This window comes from Marixanthomonas sp. SCSIO 43207, assembly GCF_019904255.1.
Lineage (GTDB): Bacteria > Bacteroidota > Bacteroidia > Flavobacteriales > Flavobacteriaceae > Marixanthomonas.
In genome coordinates this window covers 2,179,751-2,197,602 of sequence record NZ_CP063203.1, presented here as the reverse complement: position 1 = coordinate 2,197,602, position 17,852 = coordinate 2,179,751, and the positions used below count along the sequence as shown (strand labels likewise).

The following is a 17,852-nucleotide window of genomic DNA, read 5'->3' as shown; positions in this document are numbered from 1 at the left end:
AATAGTACTTTTGCCATCTATGGCAAGACGTAATAAACGCAAAATTTTTGAAGACATTGAAGTTATTGATGCCGGGGCCAAAGGAAAAGCAGTTGCAAAAGCTCCTGATGGCCGCGTTATTTTTATAAAAAATGCTATTCCCGGTGATGTAGCAACCATTGAAACCTATAAAAAACGTAAGTCTTATTATGAAGGCAATGCGGTTTCTTTTTCTTCTTATTCTAATAGAAGAACAGAACCGGTTTGTCAACATTTTGACACGTGTGGCGGTTGTAAGTGGCAAAATATGAAGTATGAAGATCAATTATTCTTTAAACAAAAAGAAGTAGTTAATAACCTTGAACGTCTTGGTAAAATAGACCTTCCAGAGGTTACACCTATCTTAGGTTCTGAAGCAATTTACTTTTACCGAAACAAAATGGAATTTTCATTTAGTGATAGTAAGTGGCTTACGCAAGAACAAATAGATAGCGGCAAAATTATAGATAATAGAAACGCTCTAGGTTTTCACAAACCGGGTATGTGGGATAAAATCATTGATATAGAAAAATGTCATTTGCAAAGAGACCCAAGCAATGCCATCCGTAATTTTGTTAAAGAAAAAGCGCAAGAACTTAATTTATCATTTTTTAACCCACGAAATCAAGAGGGGTTTTTACGCACCTTAATGCTGCGCACAGCTACCACTGGAGATATAATGGTTTTAATTCAGTTTTACTTTGATGATCAAATAAATCGTGAAAAGTTACTAGATGCAATAATTTCTGAATTTCCTGAAATCACATCGCTTCAATATGTAGTCAATTCAAAAGGAAATGATACTATTTATGATCAAGAAGTAGTTTGCTATCATGGAAGTGACCACATCACCGAAATTATGGAGGGACTTCAATTTAAAATTAACGCAAAGTCTTTTTATCAAACCAATTCTGAACAAGCATATGAGCTTTACAAGATCACCAGAAATTTTGCAAACCTTAAAGGTGATGAATTGGTGTATGACTTGTATACCGGTACCGGAACCATTGCTCAATTTGTTGCTAAAAAAGCAGGAAAAGTAATTGGTGTAGAAGCTGTTCCAGATGCCATTGAAGCTGCCAAAGAAAACGCACAATTAAACCAAATTGAAAACGTTGAGTTTTACGTAGGTGATATGAAAAAGGTGTTTAATGAATCCTTTATCAACAAACACGGTAAACCGGAAGTTGTAATCACAGATCCGCCTCGAGATGGCATGCATCAAGATGTAGTAAAACAGCTTTTAAAACTTTCACCCAACAAAATTGTATATGTAAGTTGCAATAGTGCCACGCAAGCAAGAGATTTGGCATTACTAGATGAGCGTTATAAAGTTACCAAAGTACAACCCGTAGATATGTTTCCGCAGACACATCACGTAGAAAATGTTGTACTTTTAGAAAAACGATAAATTTCTTCGGAATTATTTCGAAATAAAAATATGATAAAAAAAATTTGTTTTGCTTTCATCATTTTAATAGCTGTAAATGGTTGCACACGTGATGATATTTGCCCTGAAGACACTCCTACTACCCCAAGGCTTATCATCGTGTTTAAAAACGCAGCTATCTCTTCAGAATCTAAAGAAGTTCCCGGTTTAACCATACAAACTGCTGAAGTAAATAGTGAAATTGTAATTGATAACCAAACTACAGATAGTATTGCAATCCCTTTAAATCCTGGAGCCGATATTACAAACTATCGTTTTACCAGAAATAGCGATACTGATAGTGCAAATTCAGATTTTGTAGATTTTTCATATAATCGTGAAGATATTTACGTAAACCGAGCTTGTTCTTTTAAAAGTATTTTTACAAATCTAAATGCTAACTTACAAGATGAGGGTACCGCCAATTGGATTTTTAATATAGAAATAACCGCTTTAAATAACTCTGTTGAAAATGAAAACGAAACACATATTACTATTTTACATTAGTATTTTTTGTGCGTCGTTTACAATTTTGGCGCAAGAAAATACAAACTCTAATGATTCAACTGCTGTTGATACCATTTCTGCAATAAATAATAAATATGGATTGCGTGTGGGTGCAGATTTATCAAAATTAGCACGTTCAGCTTTTGAAAAAGGATATTCAGGGTTTGAAGTTGTAGGAGATTTTCGTATTTCAGATAAGTTTTATGTAGCTGCTGAAATAGGTAATGAAAAAAAAGAACGCTTTGAAGAAAATTTAAACTCTATTACAAGTGGTAGCTATGCAAAAATAGGTTTTGATTACAACGCATACAACAACTGGCTAGGAATGGAAAATGCCATTTTTGGTGGCCTTAGATATGGTTTTTCTACTTTTAAACAAGAGTTGTTGGCTTATCAAATCTACACTACAACACCTACTTTTCCTACTACTTTTAAAAATGAACCTGTTGAGTATAAAGGACTAACCGGTCATTGGGTTGAGTTAATTGTAGGCGTTAAAACCGAAGTGTTAAACAATTTATATCTATCTTTTAATCTTCAGTTAAAACGAAAAATAAGTGAGGATAAACCTGATAATTTTGGAAATTTATACATTCCGGGATTCAACAGAACGTATGATTATAGTGAGTTTGGCGTAGGTTATGGATATACAATCTCTTACTTAATACCTATATTTAAAAAATAAATTAATAGCGCCACTGTCGTTCTTTATTCAACTCTTCTTCTTTTTTAATCTCTTCTGTAGGAATTACTTTTAAAAATGATGGATGCTGCTCAATGGCATACTCTAGCTTTTCAACAATTTGTTGAACGGTATCATTCTCGTAGTCAATATCAAGCGGCTTCTTTATTTCCATGGATTGTAGGATACCTCTTTTTTTTATTCGAATCCCTTTTTTATCAAAAGAACGTCTAAAACCATCAATTACAATGGGGACTACAAGAGGTTTATTCTGCTTTATAATATGAGCTGTACCGCGACGTATAGGTTTCCATGGTTTTGTTGTTCCTTGCGGAAATGTAATTACCCAACCGTCATTCAACGCTTTTGTAATGTTACTTACATCACTCATTTTTACTTGTCTATTTACTTCTTCTCCTTTAGCTCTCCAAGTACGTTCAATACTTACAGAACCTGCATAGGCAAGAATTTTTGGTAGCAATCCAGATTGCATTGTTTCTTTCGCAGCTACAAAGTAAATATTCAATTTTGGGTTCCACAGATAACCAATATTTTTAATAGTATCTACACGACCGCTTAAACTTGCATTAAAAACGTGAAACATAGCAACTACATCTGCAAAGTATGTTTGGTGGTTTGAAACAAAAAGGACATTTGTATCTGGTAATTCCTTTATGATCTCACTACCGTCAATTTGCAAGGTGTTAAAACCTTTAAATCGTCTATGCGTAGCAGCTCCCATTAAACGAATGAGCCACTTTTTTAAGAATAAAATATGTCCGAAAGGATTTTTTTTAAAAAGCCCCATGAAAAATCTCCAAATAATTTAAAATTAACTCTAGAATAAAAAAGAGCGAATTGCAAAGATACGAATTTTAAGTGCTTATAACACTTGTTTTAGCAGTTCGCGTACCTCACTCAGCATCATTGCAGTAGCACCCCAAACTACGTGATCATTCAAAATAAAAGCAGGAACATCAATATTGGTAGCATATGATGTTGTAATCTTTTTTGTGGTGACAATACGATCATCCATAAATAATGGTAGCGGTACTTCAATCAATGCTTCAACCTCGTCATCTTGAGCGACAAACTTAGGTGTTTGTGGTGTAATTCCTATAAAGGGGTGAACAAAAAAGTTACTAGGCGGAATATAAATTTCTGTTAGCTTTTTTAGTACTGAAATCACCTTACTCGACACTCCTACCTCTTCCTCGGTCTCTCGAAGAGCAGTATCTTTAAGCGAAGCATCTTCTGGTTCTACTTTTCCTCCTGGAAAACCAACTTGGTTAGAATGAACGCCTTTATAGGTTTTACGTAGAATTAATATAAGATGTGTTTCAAAATTTTTTGAAGGATAAAACAAAGCCATCACCCCGGCTTGACGAGCACTTTTTTTAAGTTTTGCTTGTTCTTTCAATTCTTTCAAGCGTTCAACTGGTGCCATTTTAAGCTGAATTGCTTCGCCAGGAAGCTCCATTTTTTTTACCTTTACAATCCTTTTTTCAAATTCTGAAAAATCCATTATGAAATACCTAGGTTACGTTTTAATATTGGCTATTCTCGTTTTAGCAAGTTGTGAAGATAAGAAAAACACTTCCGAAGAAAAAGTAAAAAATACTTCTGAAAATACAACTACACTAACCAATGCAAAAAAACAGAATAAAGATTCTATAGAGGCCAATGAAGAAAAAAAGAAGAAGAAAAAAGATGAAATTGGCGCCGGATATCCAAAAATCACGCAGGAAAATGTTGTAGATTTTTATACAAACTACGGAAAAGACAACCCAGAAAACAAAGTAAAAATTTCTACTAGACTTGGTGATATTTATATTGATTTATATGATGATACACCATTGCACCGAGCCAATTTTATCTATTTGATAAAGCAAGGATATTTTAATGAAACCTTCTTTCACCGCATTGTGCCTAACTTTATCATACAAGGCGGAAACAGTGATTTGCCTTCAACCAATAAAAAAAGATTTAAGTTGGGGGATGAATTTTTATTACCTGCCGAAATTAATGGAAGAAACCACTTTTACGGTTCTGTAAGTGGTGCAAAAGAATATCGTGAAAATCCTGATAAAAAAACAGCTCCTTATGAGTTTTTTATTTTTTTAGGCCCTGAAACTTCTACGGGCCACCTTAATGGTAATTATACAGTTTTTGGTCGTGTGTCAAAAGGAATGGATGTAGTTGAAAAAATTGCTGCGTTACCCTCAGATCAAGGAGATTGGCCTTTACAAAATGTTTATATTAATGCAGAAGTATTATAATTTAATTTCTTCATTTTCATTATAAATACTAGGAAACGATAAATTGAACGATACCGCCAAAAGACGTACTGTAATTACAATAGCCCCAGAAATTACTACAACCCAATCTACCATTAATGGTGTTTTTAAAAGGAGAAAATAAGCCAAACCTCCTATTATACAGGCTGTTGCATAAATTTCTTTTCTGAAAATAATAGGTATTTCATTACATAAAATATCACGTAACACACCACCAAAACAAGCAGACATAGTTCCTAAAGCAACACAAATAAGAGGTGGCAAACCAGCAGAAATTCCTTTTTCTACCCCAATGACAGTATATAAAGCAATACCAATTGTATCAAACAAAAAAAGCGAACGACGTACATAGCTTAATTTTTTTCGTAGAATTACTGCAAAAACTGCTGAAACAATTATGACATATAGATAGGTTAGGTTGCGCATCCAAGCAATTTGAGCATCGATTAATACATCTCTAAGTGTCCCACCTCCCACAGCTGTAACAAAGCCTATAATTAAAATTCCGAAAGGATCTAATTTTTTACGCATAGCCGCTAGAACACCAGAGATTGTAAATGCTACAGTACCTAAAATATCAATAATAAAAGTGAGTGTCATACCTGCTGTGTATAATAGTTATAATCCTTGATTACGGTATCTATAAATACAATAGGGGTTGTTTCAAAGGAAACATCCATTACTTTAGACACTCGTTTTGAGAGCTTTAAAATTACATTATGATTTCCTTTAATTTTAGCTTGTTGAAATAAATTTTTTATAGTTTGCATTTCTGAATCACTAAAAACGGTTACTTGAGGAAACTCAGGCATGTAGTTTTCGGGTATATCTGCCAAAATGGTTTGAGCAAAACTAATGGTTTTCTTTTCAGAAATAACTGTAGTTGAAGCAGCTATATCACCCAAACGCTGCCCTTTTCCGTTGAAGAGAATAACGACTAAAGCTACTGCACCACCTAAAATTGATATATCTATAAGGCGTAATAACCAACGTATACAGTAATTTGAAAATGCAGGTTTTGATCCATCAAGTTTTACAACACGAATTTTCATAACTGCTTTACCTGGACTTTGACCATTCCAGAACATTTCCCATAGCAGATGGTACAAAAATAAAGGAAGTCCAATGGTCAAGCTAAGAACCATATCTGGTGATGATATGCTAACAGCCGTAAAAAGAATAAAAATTAATATCACGTAAATAACCATGATGGTAGAATCTATTAAATACGCCAATATGCGATCGCCCACCCCAGCTACATTTTGCACAATATTTACATTTTGCGCAGTTTCTATTTGAAAATTATCCATGAAAACTGTTTCTTTGAAACAAAACTACAACCCCATGCGCGAGGCCGCATTTGCGAAACAAAATAAAGACAAATGGTTAAAATTTGAAAGCGTTCTTCGGAATAATATTCAAATTGATCCCGATGAATTAAGTTCATTGTATGTAGAAGTGACTGATCACCTTAGTTACGCACAGACCTTTTACCCTAATAGTAACACAGCAAATTACTTAAATAGTCTTTCTGTTTTAGCACATCAAAAAATTTATAAAACCAAAAGAGAGTCTCGCAATCGATTTATCACTTTTTACACCAAAGAGTTTCCACTTTTTTTTGCAAAATATCATAAACAGTTAGTTATTTCATTTGTAACGTTTTTGCTTTTTTCTATAGTTGGTGCATATTCTGCCACTACAGACGGTGATTTTGTACGCTTAATTATGGGCAATGGCTACGTTAATATGACGCTTGCCAATATTGAAAAAGGTGATCCTATGGCCGTTTATAAAAAAATGGAGGCATTAGATATGTTTTTGGGCATTACCATTAATAACATCAAGGTGGCATTATATGCATTTACACTTGGTGTCTTTTTAAGTATTGGTACATTGGCAATACTTATGCGTAATGCTGTAATGCTAGGATCTTTTCAATATTTCTTTTATGATAAAGGATTACTTTGGGAATCTGCCAGGACAATCTGGATTCACGGTACTATAGAAATTTCAGTAATTATAGTTGCTGGTTGTGCAGGTCTCGTTTTAGGAAACAGTATTTTATTTCCCGGAACCTATACACGTTTACAATCTTTTGTGAGAGGTGCCAAAGATGGAATTAAAATATTAATAAGCACCATACCTTTTTTTATTATAGCAGGCTTTCTAGAAGGATTTGTAACACGCCATACCGAAATGCCAGATTGGCTCGCTATTTTAATCATAAGCGGTTCTTTAAGCCTCATTTTATTTTACTACGTTATTTACCCTATTAAATTAAAAAGAAAACATGAACAATAACTACGTCAATTTTAAACAACAACGGGAGTTGGGAAGCATTTTAACAGACACATTTAAATTTGTCCGTCTGGAAGGTAAGTCATTATTAGGAATAGTTTTAAAAATTGCCGGTCCTGCTCTTCTCATTGTTTTACTTTCTTATATCTATTATATGCAAGTCACTATGGGACGCTTTGATGTTCTTACTTCTGGAGGGTCAAACAATATTTTTGAGATAGATGTTTTTATTGCACTTTTCGTTATGATTATTTCGGGCGTTTCATTTTATGCTTTAATGTACGGAAGCGTTTTACATTATATAAAATCTTATGTCAATAATAATGGTACAGTAAATAAAGAAGAAGTAAAATTAGGTATTAGAAAAAGCTTTTGGAGGTTAATAGGTATAGGTTTCTTAGTTGGTATTATCACCGGTGTTGGGATTATTTGTTGTTTCTTTCCTGGTGTGTATTTAGGCACAGTATTAGCAACTACATATGCCATCCACGTTTTTGAAAATAGAGGTGTAACAGATTCTATTAGTTATAGTTTTCAGCTTATAAAGGGAGAATGGTGGATAACCTTTGCTACTCTTATAGTAATCTTTATTTTGTACTATATGATATCTTTTATTTTTAGTATTCCGGCTTTTATCTATTCATTTATACATATGTTTACTTTAAGTCAAGAAATAACCGCCAACCCGGCAGATATGTTTGATTGGGTGTATATCTCACTTAATGTAATAGGTATGATTGGTCAATATATTTTATATTCATTAATTATTATAAGTACTGCTTTTATATATTTTAATCTTAACGAACGTAAAAACTTTACCGGTACTATGGAAACCATAGAAAACTTAGGTAATCGTGATACAACACATGCATAAAGTCTTTTTACTTTTTTTTATTCTATTTATTTCACCTGAAGTTTTTTCACAGGATTCCCTTTCTGTCGAGACTAAACAAACTGTACAGTATGACACCCAAGATAGTGTATCACCGTTACAATTTGATTCAGAAAAAATAGAAACTTATAAAAATGATAAAGAGTATAATTACACAGAGCAAAAAGCAGAAGAAGTAAGTTGGTGGGAAGAATTTAAAACCTGGTTAAGAAACCTATGGAACAGTTTCTGGAGTTGGCTTTTAAAAGATTTAAAATACAATAACTTTTTTTCCTTTCTATTACACATATTACCCTACTTAATAATTCTTGGAATTATCATCTTCGTGATTTGGTTACTTTACAAATTAAATCCCGGAGCCATTGTTTTTAAAAGTAAAGAAAAGCCGGAAGTATTTTTTTCTGAAGAAGAAGAAATCATTCGTTCAAAAGATATAGAAAAGCTTATCCAAAAAGCGCTTCAAGACAAAGATTACAGGCTGGCCGTTAGGTATTACTATTTATTAATTCTGAAAAAATTAACCCAAGCCGAGTTGATTGAATATGAATTTGATAAAACTAACTCAGATTACATTACCGAAATTGCTTCAGAAGCGATCAACTTCCCATTTAAAAAAGTAACCAATATCTACGATTATATTTGGTACGGAAATTTTTCAGTTACTGAAATCGATTATCAAAAAGCGCAAAAAACGTTTAAAGAACTAGAACATAAAATACCTAAAACCATTGACTAAACTTCAAAAAATATTTCTTGGCTTGTTTTTGGTACTGCTAGCAGGTTTGGTCTATCTTGAAGCTACCAAGCCGGCTCCGGTAAATTGGTTTCCTAGCTACAATAATCAAGATAAAATCCCACTTGGAACAGTTGTTTTATATGATTTATTAAAAGAAAACCTTGATCAATCCCTTTCAGAAATTAAAAACACACCTTATGAAAATTTACAAGATAGCACCCTACAAGGTTCATATCTGTTTATAAATGATTATATCAATTTTGACAACGACGAGCTGGATAAGGTTTATCAATGGACAGAAAAAGGAAATACGGTTTTTATTAGTGCAAACACCATTGGCCAAAACTTATTAGACACTCTCAAACTTGAGACAAAAATTAATTATTTGGTCAACTCCATAAAAACCGAACCCTTACTTGATCTTACCAATAAAAATTTCAGAAAGTCACAGTCTTATCACATTCCGCGTAATTTTACAGTAAAGAATTTCAGTAAAATTGATACGGTAACTCAAACTGTTTTAGGCTTTTCTGAATCTTTTTCAGAAGTAAAAACCATTCAAGACTCGTTGCCCAATTTTATAAAAGCTCCCGTAGGAAAAGGTTCTTTTTATTTGCACTTACAGCCTGAGGCATTTTCAAATTATTTTTTATTGACCAATGACTTTGCATCCTATTCGCTGAATGCTCTTTCCTACCTGCCTAAAAATCAATCTGTATATTGGGATAAGGAATATAAAACCGGTAAGCGTATTAATATTTCACCATTATACGTTTTATTGAAAAATAAATACTTTAAATGGGCTTATTATTTTGTGTTGATAGGTGTATTATTATTCGTACTCTTTGAAGGAAAAAGAAAGCAACGTAGTATTCCTATTGTCACACCACCAAAAAACCGCACTTATGAGTACACACGTACCATATCTGGCATGTACCTTGATAAAAAAGACTATCATGCAGTTGCGAAAAAACAAGCTGCATTATTCTTTGAATACATTCGTATCAACCTTAGAATACCAACAGAACAGCTAAACAATCGTTTTTTTAAAGCTGTCGCCAGTAAAAGTGGAAACACTGAAGAAGACACAAAAAAACTATTTACTTTTATTGAAAAAGTAACACACCAACAAAATACTAGTAAAGAAGAATTACAAAAATTATACAACGATATTAAAGCATTTAAAAATAAATTTGATGGAAAATCCTGAAAACACCAATGACGAGCTACATTTTGACAACCGAATTCCGTTACAAGAACTTCAAGCAGCTGTTGAAGACATAAAAGCACAATTAAGTAAAATTATTATAGGCCAACAAGATTTTGTTGAACTCTTGGTGGTGAGTTTACTTGCAAATGGTCATGTGCTTATTGAAGGTGTTCCCGGGATTGCAAAAACTATAACGGCAAAGCTTTTTGCTAAAACTTTAAAGACCGATTTTAGCCGAATTCAATTTACGCCAGATTTGATGCCTAGTGATGTTTTAGGAACTTCAGTATTGAATATGAAAACTTCAGATTTTGAATTTAAAAAAGGCCCTGTTTTTTCAAATATCGTTTTGATTGACGAAATAAACCGAGCACCCGCAAAAACGCAAGCCGCACTATTTGAAGTAATGGAAGAACGTCAAATAACAATGGATGGTACACGCTATGCAATGGATTATCCGTTTATGGTTCTTGCAACTCAAAACCCTATTGAACAAGAAGGAACCTACGCATTACCCGAAGCACAATTAGACCGCTTTTTATTTAAAATAAAAGTGACTTATCCAGAATTAAAAGACGAGGTTACAATATTAAAAACACATCACGAACGTAAATTAAAAGATCCAGAAGAACATATTAATGGTGTACTCACTCCTGAGTCACTACAAACTTTTAGAAATCAAGTACAAGAAATCTTGATTGAAGATAAAATTTTTACCTATATCGCTCAAGTTGTTGATAAAACCAGAAATCACCCTCATTTATACTTGGGTGGTTCTCCTCGAGCATCATTAGCTATTATGAATGCTTCAAAAGCATTTGCAGCAATAAACGGGCGTGACTTTGTTACTCCAGATGATGTAAAACGTTCATTAACACCAGTACTTCGTCATAGAGTAATTGTTTCTCCAGAGCGAGAAATGGAAGGAATGACCCCCGAAACTGTGATAGATATGATTGCACAATCTATAGAAATACCTAGATAACGTGATTCGGTTTATAAAATCCTTATACTTAACACCACGTTTTTTCTACGTGCTTGCCAGCCTTTCGGTTCTATTTTTGATTTCGTATTGGTTTACTGGCTTGTATGGGATTATCTGGATTTTGGTATTAGCATTTGTAATTTTTATCCTTTTTGAAATAAGTATGCTTTACAGTTCTTCGGGTTTAAATGGTAAACGCATTTTGCCCGAAAAATTTTCAAATAGTGATTCTAATGATGTTAATATTCAACTTAAAAATAAATATTCTTTTAAAATTTATGTAGCTATTGTAGATGAGTTACCTGTTCAGTTTCAGAAAAGAGATTTTTTCAAAACAACACATATACCGGGTAAAAATAATAATACGCTACAATACCAAGTGAGACCTATAGATCGCGGTGAGTATTTATTCGGAAATTTAAACTGTTATGTAACGTCTATTATTGGTTTAATAAGGCGCCGTTATACATTTGATAATAAGCAAATGGTAAAAGTTTACCCTTCGTTTATACAAATGAAAAAGTATGACTTTTTGGCTATTGATAATAGACTTCAACAAATAGGGCTTAAAAAAATACGCCGTATTGGTCACACGATGGAGTTTGAGCAAATAAAAGAATATGTAGTAGGTGATGATGTACGTACTGTAAACTGGAAAGCCACTGCCAAGCACGGTCATCTAATGGTAAATCAATATCAAGATGAAAAAATGCAACCCATCTATTCGATAATTGATACAAGCCGTGTGATGAAAATGCCGTTTAATGAATTAAAACTGATAGATTATGCTATTAACAGTACATTAGCTTTCAGTAATGTAGCTCTAAAAAAGGGAGATAAAGTAGGAATGGTAGATTTTTCTGAAAAATTAGGTTCTTATTTACCTGCTCAAGCAAAAAAAACACACCTTAATACACTACTAGAAACGTTATACAACGTTGATACAAAGTTTAGAGATTCAGACTTTGGAATACTTCAAGCCTTAGTAAGAAGAAAAATAACCCAACGCAGTCTATTATTACTTTATACAAATTTTGAACATATCTCATCACTACAACGGCAATTACCCTATTTGCAAGCTATTGCAAAAAAACATGTATTGGTAGTAATCTTTTTTGAAAATACAGAATTAAAATCTTTAAGCGAAACCGAAGCAGCGTCTATTCCAGAAATTGTTGATCAAACTATTGCACAACAATTCCAATTTGACAAAAAATTGATGGTTAGAGAATTACAACAACGGGGTATTCAAACAGTTTTAACAGCACCTGAAGATTTGACTGTAAAAACCATTAATAAATATCTTGAGATTAAAGCGAGAGGACTTTTATAAATTATAGTCTTCCCTTAAAATTTACATATAAGTAAATACATAATAAAATCGTTTTACTATAAATTTTATCAATATCATATTGTATCTTTGTAGTTAAAGAATATACCTATGACTATTACTCAGTTACGTTACGTATTGGCCGTTGCTGAACATCAAAACTTTACAAAAGCGGCTCAAAAAACTTTTGTCACTCAACCTACTTTGAGTATGCAAATACAAAAGCTTGAAGAAGAATTGGATATTTTAATTTTTGATCGAAGTAAAAAACCAATTGAATTAACCGCTGTAGGTCAAAAAATTGTATCTCAAGCTAGAAACATAGTAAATGAGTCTGAACGTATGCAAGATGTAGTTGACCAAGAAAAAGGGTTTGTAGGCGGTGAATTTAAGTTGGGTATTATACCAACAATCACACCTACCCTATTACCAATGTTTTTAAAAACTTTTACCAATAAATATCCAAAAGTTCAGCTTAAAATTGAAGAGCTAACCACTCCTGAAATTATTACCAAACTTCAAGACGGTCACATAGACGCTGCTATAGCTGCTACTCCGCTACATCTTGAAGAGATAAAAGAACGAGCTTTATACTATGAGCCTTTTGTAGGATATATTCCTTCAAACCATCGCCTTTCTGAAAAAAATAAAATTGATAGTTCAGATTTAGAATTAGATGATATTTTATTATTGGAAGATGGTCACTGTTTCAGAGATGGAGTAATAAACTTGTGTAAATCTTCAAAGTTGAGTGCAAATGAGAAGTTTCAGCTTGAAAGCGGAAGTTTTGAAACATTAATAAAATTATCTAATGAAGGCTTGGGAATGACGCTTCTACCCTATTTACATACGCTTGATATTTCAGAAAAACAACAACAAAATTTGCGTTATTTTAATGAACCTTCCCCGGCACGTGAAGTGAGTCTGGTATACAGTAAGAGCGAATTAAAACTACAAATAATTGACGCACTTTATGATATCATTGCAGGAATTGTAAGAGGTGCCATTAAATTTCAGGATATAAAAATTATAGATCCTTTAAAAAAGGTAAGTTAAAGTAAATGCCCGACACAAAATCGGGCATTTATTTTATTGATTTAAAAGAATTAAACATTGATTTAATTGGGGGTTCTGCTTTATGAGAGTATTCACCCAGACTCTTAATTCCTCAATTTCATAAGGAAGTAGCCTACTCATCGCCTTCTTCAACTCTTTACAGAACAAATTAACATCAAAACTTACTTTTGCAAGTACAGCTTTTGTGTAATCATACATTGCTCTAGCCATAGTTAAACTAAATTTAAAAAAATAGATTAAGTAGAGGTATTATCAATAGGCAGTATTTGTTTTTGTTAGTTGTTTAAATATAACAAAAAAAATTTGACTTTATTCTTTTTGTTGATAAGTAATGTGTGTTAAAATCTATTATCGCCGTCTAGTAAATCTCCAAGACCGCCTAATAAACTTCCTTCTCCTTTGTCTTTTCCTCCTCCACGAGGTGCAGCAGCCCAAACTCGCTTAGCCAATCGGCTGAAAGGTAAGGATTGTACGTAAACTGTTCCAGGGCCGGTTAAGGTTGCAAAGAAAAGTCCTTCGCCTCCAAATATGGTGTTTTTAATTCCGCCTACAAATTCTATATCATAATCTATTGTTTGATCAAACCCAATAATACATCCCGTATCAATTTTAAGTTTTTCACCAGGTGCTAATTCTTTTACCGCTGTGGTTCCGCCAGAGTGTACAAATGCTTTACCATAACCTTCTAGTTTTTGCATGATAAACCCTTCACCTCCAAATAAGCCTCTGCCTAGTTTACGTGAAAATTCTATACCTATTGAAACTCCTTTTGCAGCGCATAGAAAAGCATCTTTTTGGCAAATAAATTTTCCGTTAAACTTTTCTAGATCAATTGCTATAATTTTTCCGGGGTAGGGAGATGCAAAGCTTACACGCTTTTTTCCAGGCACTGTATTATAAAAAGCTGTCATAAAAAGACTTTCACCTGTTAATAGGCGTTTACCTGCTCCAAAAACTTTACCTAATAACCCTTTATCATTTTTTGATCCGTCCCCAAATATGGTCTCCATTTTAATTCCTTGATCCATCATCATAAAACTACCTGCTTCGGCAATAACACCTTCGTTGGGATCTAGTTCAATCTCAACATATTGCATTTCTTCACCATAAATGATGTAATCTATTTCGTGTGCTTTCATGATTTTTTGTTTAGTATCTATAAGTTGTTAAAATGATAAAAGTGTTACATTTCTCTATAAACTAAAAGTTTTTCATATCGTTTTCATCTTCCTCCATAAACTGTTTTATTTTGCGTTCTTCCCAGTCTTTAAACGGGTTGTAGTGAGATTTAAAAACATATAACCAATGAATAAAGATTGCAATTCCCCAGAAAAAAGGAGTAGTGAAGTAAGACCAAACAGGAAACTGAATAGGAATAAATGTTCCTGTAAATAAACCTAATGCAGCTAGAATCATCAATACATTAATCACTAAATAAATACTTAGATGTGTATAAAAACCTTTTATATCTTCTATTCGTTTTTTGGCTCGTTCATACTTTGTGCTTTCATCTAGGTTTTTCATGATTTATCATTTTTAAGTGATTCACTATATGCTTCTTCATCTTGTATGTATTCATTTATTTTTCGTTCTTCCCATTTTTTAAAAAATGAAAACGTAGGAAGTTTAAACACATAACCTCTATGTACTTTTATTGCGTGATATACTAGTATAAGTGCCCAAATACCAAAGCAGACTAGAAAATTTGCATTAATCCAGTTTTCTAGTTGAGCACCTTCAGTAGTGGTAAAGAAATCTTTTAATATAAAGAACCAAATTAAAAATGATAGTAAGCTAACTAGTACAAAAACTGAAAAGTGAATATAAAACATCTTTAGCTCATCAAGTCGTTGTTGGGCTCTTTCATATACCGTTTTTTGTAAATTTTTCATTATTTCCAGAGATTGTCTTTGTTTTCTTCTTCTTCCATAAACTGTTTCATCTTTCGTTCTTCCCAGTCTTTACCTAGTAATGAGTTCCACTTAAAAGCTTTGGCTGCTTGAAAAGCAATACCAATACCCCAGCCTAGAGCTGCCCATAAAAACCAAGGATACCTCCATTCATTTGTATAATAATTAAGGGCTGCCAGAAAGCCTATAAAAAGAATATAGAAGAAAAGGCTTGTATAAAACTTTTTGATGTTTTCCATACGCTCTTTGGCTCGTAAATATTTGCTGTCTCGATCTTTATTTCTGTAATTAGATTCCATTGTTGTAGTGTTATTTAATTTTTAATAAAGATATTTTTTATTGCTTTGTAATTAAAAAAAGGAAGACTCTATTGTTGATTTTTTGGGCTGAATTGTAGGTTTTTAATCATCCTTTTCCATTAACTCTTTAATTTTTCTTTTTTCCCAATCTTTTCCGAAGAAAGGATTGTAATTAAATGTTTCAGCTGCGTGAGCCAGAACACCCATTCCCCATCCTGCTATTGGGAAAAGTGCCCAAGGAAAGTTGGTCCCAGACTTATAATTAAGCCAAATGAAAATAGGAATAAAAACAATATACATCCCTAAGTTTCCATAAAAGCCTTTTAGCTTTTGTACACGCTCTTTTGCACGTTCATATTTTTTTTCTGAAATATAAACTTCTTGTGTATTTACTTGCATCGTTTGTTGTGTTAATAAAGGTATTGATATACTGAAATGTTTATGATTTTGATCTATGTTAACCGGTCTATCAGTTAATAATTGATAGCGTTGACGAATGTTTTTTAACCCTACACCACTACTTTCTCTTACTACTTGTTTGGGTTGAAAATTGTTGGTAATAATCAAAGCGTCTTTATCTTCAACGATTGTAATGGTCAATTTTTTTGAAGGTGTTACTTGATTATGTTTTACAGCATTTTCAAGCAATAGCTGCAAAGATAATGGGACTACTTTGGCTTCTGGATTGCTCAATTTTTCTGGCACTGTAAAAACGATACTGTCTTCAAACCTCATTTTTAACAATGACATATATAGTTGTGCAAATTTCAGTTCTTCTTCGATAGTGACAAGCTGTTTATTTTTTTGCTCCAATACATACCGGTACACTTTTGAAAGTGATGTTGTAAACCGTGTGGCAGCTTCAGGATTTTCTTCAATTAAGCTGGTTAACACATTAAGACTATTAAACAAAAAGTGAGGGTCCAACTGATTTTTTAACGCATCAAATTGTGCCGAAGCAGCCCCGGCAATAATCTTTTGTTCTTTAACCTTTTTTTCTTGACTGAATTTATAATAAAAGAAACCATAAAAGATAATAAGAACAACTATTGAAATAATGAACGAGACTAGGTAATAATCTAAACGCTGTGTAGCAAAAAATCTAGAAACTGAAACACCTTCAAAAAGTACATTTGTTACAAACTGAAGTATAAACAATGTAATAACCGTAATCATCACCCCTCCAAAAATAGCTCTCCATAAGTTTCTCCATTTATACAAAGCAAGTTTATACTTATCAACCAAATACATTGTGAGGTAAGCATTAGCCATATACAGCACCACAGAGTATAATTGATTATAAAGAAAGCGAGATAAAAGCTCTTCACCCGAGTCTATTGTGTCTCCAGTTGCATATTTTATAAGCCCTAATACTAAAAATATTAAGAAACCTACAAAAAACGCTTTACCTAGTTCTTTAAAAAATCGAATCATTATTCTTTACAGTTTTTATCTAAAATCATTCTTGCACGGTCTTCTCCGCATGTAGGGTAAAATTTACCTTCTGGTTTAAAGGTAGCAAAAAGTTCTATGGCACGTCTTATATCTTTACAATATGGATCTAATGGTTGATTAAAAAATTTAGCACTCCCCATATCCCATTCTGCTTTGCTTAAAATTACTCGCGGATTGTTAGGTGCTATCTCCAGAGCCTTTGAATACAATTGTTGAACTTTGCCTGAATATTTCATACCATATTGTTGTCCATCAAAAGCTATCCAGGCAGTATACCACTGAGCTTCAAGAACCAAAATTTCTGGATTTTCATTTGAATTTGTTTTGGCTAGATTGATAAAATCTTGTGCCTTTTCTAGTTGAGCAGAAATCTTAGTTTTATCTTTTTCTCCAAAGCTTTTAATCACATTAATTTGTGCTACATAGTATGGCGGTAACCATTTTTCTTGTTCTGCTTGTGCAATTCGTTCAAACATATTGGCTGCTTCCCAAACTTTATCTTCTTGCCATAAATCAAATGCTTTTTGCATTCCTACTTCGTATTTTGATTGGCTAAAACCAATGGATGTTATTAAAAAAGTAAGTAATAATAAATTTTTCATCTTTGTTTTTTTTAAGAGTTAAGTAATAATAATGTTCCTCCAAGCAGTAAAAAAGTGCTTACAATTAATAATGCTTTTAGAGTTTTTGTTTTTCCATGTTTTGATAATAAAATGCCTAGCAT

General features: G+C 32.8%; 22 protein-coding genes. 11 read left to right on the top strand and 11 right to left on the bottom strand.

What is annotated here, in order from left to right:
• Positions 1 to 19 precede the first annotated feature (19 nt).
• From rlmD to INR76_RS10230, 3 genes are read left to right on the top strand one after another with little or no spacing between them, the layout of a single operon-like run.
• Positions 20 to 1,429 carry a 23S rRNA (uracil(1939)-C(5))-methyltransferase RlmD gene (gene rlmD, locus INR76_RS10240; RefSeq protein WP_223107854.1) on the top strand — a complete coding sequence of 470 codons (1,410 nt, stop codon included), beginning with the start codon at positions 20 to 22 and terminating at the stop codon, positions 1,427 to 1,429.
• Between the two features lie 30 nt (positions 1,430 to 1,459).
• On the top strand, positions 1,460 to 1,954 hold the full coding sequence (locus tag INR76_RS10235; protein ID WP_223107852.1) for a DUF6452 family protein: 495 nt from the start codon (positions 1,460 to 1,462) through the stop codon (positions 1,952 to 1,954).
• Positions 1,920 to 2,639 (top strand): DUF6048 family protein, encoded by a 720-nt coding sequence (locus INR76_RS10230; RefSeq protein WP_223107850.1) that lies wholly within the window; start codon positions 1,920 to 1,922, stop codon positions 2,637 to 2,639. Before INR76_RS10235 ends, INR76_RS10230 begins: the two co-directional genes overlap by 35 nt.
• A gap of 1 nt (position 2,640) precedes the next feature.
• Here INR76_RS10230 and INR76_RS10225 read toward each other — a convergent pair whose 3' ends face one another.
• Both INR76_RS10225 and INR76_RS10220 read right to left on the bottom strand, forming a co-directional pair.
• Positions 2,641 to 3,444, bottom strand: a complete 804-nt coding sequence (locus INR76_RS10225; protein WP_223107848.1) for a 1-acyl-sn-glycerol-3-phosphate acyltransferase — start codon at positions 3,442 to 3,444, stop codon at positions 2,641 to 2,643.
• Between the two features lie 75 nt (positions 3,445 to 3,519).
• Positions 3,520 to 4,161: a CoA pyrophosphatase gene (locus INR76_RS10220; RefSeq protein ID WP_223107847.1), complete on the bottom strand. Its 642-nt coding sequence runs from the start codon at positions 4,159 to 4,161 to the stop codon at positions 3,520 to 3,522.
• A gap of 1 nt (position 4,162) precedes the next feature.
• On the opposite strand from INR76_RS10220, the gene INR76_RS10215 reads away from it, so the two are divergent.
• A complete protein-coding gene (locus INR76_RS10215; RefSeq protein WP_223107845.1) occupies positions 4,163 to 4,915 on the top strand; it encodes a peptidylprolyl isomerase in 753 nt (250 codons plus the stop codon).
• On the opposite strand, the gene INR76_RS10210 is transcribed toward INR76_RS10215, so the two are convergent.
• Positions 4,910 to 5,533, bottom strand: a complete 624-nt coding sequence (locus INR76_RS10210) for a trimeric intracellular cation channel family protein (protein ID WP_223107844.1) — start codon at positions 5,531 to 5,533, stop codon at positions 4,910 to 4,912. The genes INR76_RS10215 and INR76_RS10210 overlap by 6 nt on opposite strands.
• Positions 5,530 to 6,243, bottom strand: coding sequence for an RDD family protein (locus tag INR76_RS10205; protein ID WP_223107843.1), 714 nt, complete (start codon positions 6,241 to 6,243; stop codon positions 5,530 to 5,532). The genes INR76_RS10210 and INR76_RS10205 overlap by 4 nt, the downstream gene beginning before the upstream one ends.
• A 34-nt stretch (positions 6,244 to 6,277) precedes the next feature.
• Here INR76_RS10205 and INR76_RS10200 point away from each other — a divergent pair, with 34 nt between their 5' ends.
• From INR76_RS10200 to INR76_RS10170, 7 genes are all read left to right on the top strand, one after another.
• Entirely contained in the window at positions 6,278 to 7,237 is a 960-nt protein-coding gene (locus INR76_RS10200; protein WP_223110002.1) for a stage II sporulation protein M, read from the top strand.
• Positions 7,227 to 8,108: a hypothetical protein gene (locus INR76_RS10195; RefSeq protein WP_223107841.1), complete on the top strand. Its 882-nt coding sequence runs from the start codon at positions 7,227 to 7,229 to the stop codon at positions 8,106 to 8,108. Before INR76_RS10200 ends, INR76_RS10195 begins: the two co-directional genes overlap by 11 nt.
• Positions 8,101 to 8,862, top strand: a complete 762-nt coding sequence (locus tag INR76_RS10190; RefSeq protein ID WP_223107840.1) for a DUF4129 domain-containing protein — start codon at positions 8,101 to 8,103, stop codon at positions 8,860 to 8,862. Before INR76_RS10195 ends, INR76_RS10190 begins: the two co-directional genes overlap by 8 nt.
• Entirely contained in the window at positions 8,855 to 10,072 is a 1,218-nt protein-coding gene (locus INR76_RS10185; protein ID WP_223107838.1) for a DUF4350 domain-containing protein, read from the top strand. Before INR76_RS10190 ends, INR76_RS10185 begins: the two co-directional genes overlap by 8 nt.
• Entirely contained in the window at positions 10,059 to 11,057 is a 999-nt protein-coding gene (locus INR76_RS10180; RefSeq protein WP_223107836.1) for a MoxR family ATPase, read from the top strand. The genes INR76_RS10185 and INR76_RS10180 overlap by 14 nt, the downstream gene beginning before the upstream one ends.
• Before the next feature lie 4 nt (positions 11,058 to 11,061).
• A complete protein-coding gene (locus INR76_RS10175; RefSeq protein ID WP_370632435.1) occupies positions 11,062 to 12,390 on the top strand; it encodes a DUF58 domain-containing protein in 1,329 nt (442 codons plus the stop codon).
• A gap of 108 nt (positions 12,391 to 12,498) precedes the next feature.
• Entirely contained in the window at positions 12,499 to 13,443 is a 945-nt protein-coding gene (locus INR76_RS10170; protein ID WP_223107832.1) for a LysR family transcriptional regulator, read from the top strand.
• A 33-nt stretch (positions 13,444 to 13,476) separates the two neighbouring features.
• Here the strand turns inward: INR76_RS10170 and INR76_RS13965 are convergent, their stop codons facing one another.
• The 7 genes from INR76_RS13965 to INR76_RS10140 form a co-directional block, all read right to left on the bottom strand.
• Positions 13,477 to 13,674, bottom strand: coding sequence for a hypothetical protein (locus INR76_RS13965; protein ID WP_255592586.1), 198 nt, complete (start codon positions 13,672 to 13,674; stop codon positions 13,477 to 13,479).
• Between the two features lie 128 nt (positions 13,675 to 13,802).
• A complete protein-coding gene (locus INR76_RS10165) occupies positions 13,803 to 14,603 on the bottom strand; it encodes a TIGR00266 family protein (protein ID WP_223107831.1) in 801 nt (266 codons plus the stop codon).
• A 61-nt stretch (positions 14,604 to 14,664) separates the two neighbouring features.
• Positions 14,665 to 14,988 carry a 2TM domain-containing protein gene (locus INR76_RS10160; protein ID WP_223107829.1) on the bottom strand — a complete coding sequence of 108 codons (324 nt, stop codon included), beginning with the start codon at positions 14,986 to 14,988 and terminating at the stop codon, positions 14,665 to 14,667.
• Positions 14,985 to 15,356, bottom strand: a complete 372-nt coding sequence (locus INR76_RS10155; protein ID WP_223107828.1) for a 2TM domain-containing protein — start codon at positions 15,354 to 15,356, stop codon at positions 14,985 to 14,987. Before INR76_RS10155 ends, INR76_RS10160 begins: the two co-directional genes overlap by 4 nt.
• Complete coding sequence (locus INR76_RS10150; protein WP_223107827.1) at positions 15,356 to 15,673, bottom strand: 2TM domain-containing protein; 318 nt, start codon at positions 15,671 to 15,673, stop codon at positions 15,356 to 15,358. Before INR76_RS10150 ends, INR76_RS10155 begins: the two co-directional genes overlap by 1 nt.
• 102 nt (positions 15,674 to 15,775) lie before the next feature.
• Entirely contained in the window at positions 15,776 to 17,107 is a 1,332-nt protein-coding gene (locus INR76_RS10145; RefSeq protein WP_223107825.1) for a 2TM domain-containing protein, read from the bottom strand.
• The gene (locus tag INR76_RS10140; RefSeq protein WP_223107823.1) at positions 17,107 to 17,730 is read right to left on the bottom strand and encodes a hypothetical protein; all 624 of its coding nucleotides are present in this window, start codon (positions 17,728 to 17,730) and stop codon (positions 17,107 to 17,109) included. Before INR76_RS10140 ends, INR76_RS10145 begins: the two co-directional genes overlap by 1 nt.
• Positions 17,731 to 17,852: the final 122 nt, after the last annotated feature.

Bases quoted from the DNA above. Each gene is read 5' to 3' on its own strand.
- rlmD (WP_223107854.1), top strand. From the start codon at position 20: ATGGCAAGACGTAATAAACGCAAAATTTTTGAAGACATTGAAGTTATT.
- INR76_RS10235 (WP_223107852.1), top strand. From the start codon at position 1,460: ATGATAAAAAAAATTTGTTTTGCTTTCATCATTTTAATAGCTGTAAAT.
- INR76_RS10230 (WP_223107850.1), top strand. From the start codon at position 1,920: ATGAAAACGAAACACATATTACTATTTTACATTAGTATTTTTTGTGCG.
- INR76_RS10225 (WP_223107848.1), bottom strand. From the start codon at position 3,444: ATGGGGCTTTTTAAAAAAAATCCTTTCGGACATATTTTATTCTTAAAA.
- INR76_RS10220 (WP_223107847.1), bottom strand. From the start codon at position 4,161: ATGGATTTTTCAGAATTTGAAAAAAGGATTGTAAAGGTAAAAAAAATG.
- INR76_RS10215 (WP_223107845.1), top strand. From the start codon at position 4,163: ATGAAATACCTAGGTTACGTTTTAATATTGGCTATTCTCGTTTTAGCA.
- INR76_RS10210 (WP_223107844.1), bottom strand. From the start codon at position 5,533: ATGACACTCACTTTTATTATTGATATTTTAGGTACTGTAGCATTTACA.
- INR76_RS10205 (WP_223107843.1), bottom strand. From the start codon at position 6,243: ATGGATAATTTTCAAATAGAAACTGCGCAAAATGTAAATATTGTGCAA.
- INR76_RS10200 (WP_223110002.1), top strand. From the start codon at position 6,278: ATGCGCGAGGCCGCATTTGCGAAACAAAATAAAGACAAATGGTTAAAA.
- INR76_RS10195 (WP_223107841.1), top strand. From the start codon at position 7,227: ATGAACAATAACTACGTCAATTTTAAACAACAACGGGAGTTGGGAAGC.
- INR76_RS10190 (WP_223107840.1), top strand. From the start codon at position 8,101: ATGCATAAAGTCTTTTTACTTTTTTTTATTCTATTTATTTCACCTGAA.
- INR76_RS10180 (WP_223107836.1), top strand. From the start codon at position 10,059: ATGGAAAATCCTGAAAACACCAATGACGAGCTACATTTTGACAACCGA.
- INR76_RS10170 (WP_223107832.1), top strand. From the start codon at position 12,499: ATGACTATTACTCAGTTACGTTACGTATTGGCCGTTGCTGAACATCAA.
- INR76_RS13965 (WP_255592586.1), bottom strand. From the start codon at position 13,674: ATGGCTAGAGCAATGTATGATTACACAAAAGCTGTACTTGCAAAAGTA.
- INR76_RS10165 (WP_223107831.1), bottom strand. From the start codon at position 14,603: ATGAAAGCACACGAAATAGATTACATCATTTATGGTGAAGAAATGCAA.
- INR76_RS10160 (WP_223107829.1), bottom strand. From the start codon at position 14,988: ATGAAAAACCTAGATGAAAGCACAAAGTATGAACGAGCCAAAAAACGA.
- INR76_RS10155 (WP_223107828.1), bottom strand. From the start codon at position 15,356: ATGAAAAATTTACAAAAAACGGTATATGAAAGAGCCCAACAACGACTT.
- INR76_RS10150 (WP_223107827.1), bottom strand. From the start codon at position 15,673: ATGGAATCTAATTACAGAAATAAAGATCGAGACAGCAAATATTTACGA.
- INR76_RS10145 (WP_223107825.1), bottom strand. From the start codon at position 17,107: ATGATTCGATTTTTTAAAGAACTAGGTAAAGCGTTTTTTGTAGGTTTC.
- INR76_RS10140 (WP_223107823.1), bottom strand. From the start codon at position 17,730: ATGAAAAATTTATTATTACTTACTTTTTTAATAACATCCATTGGTTTT.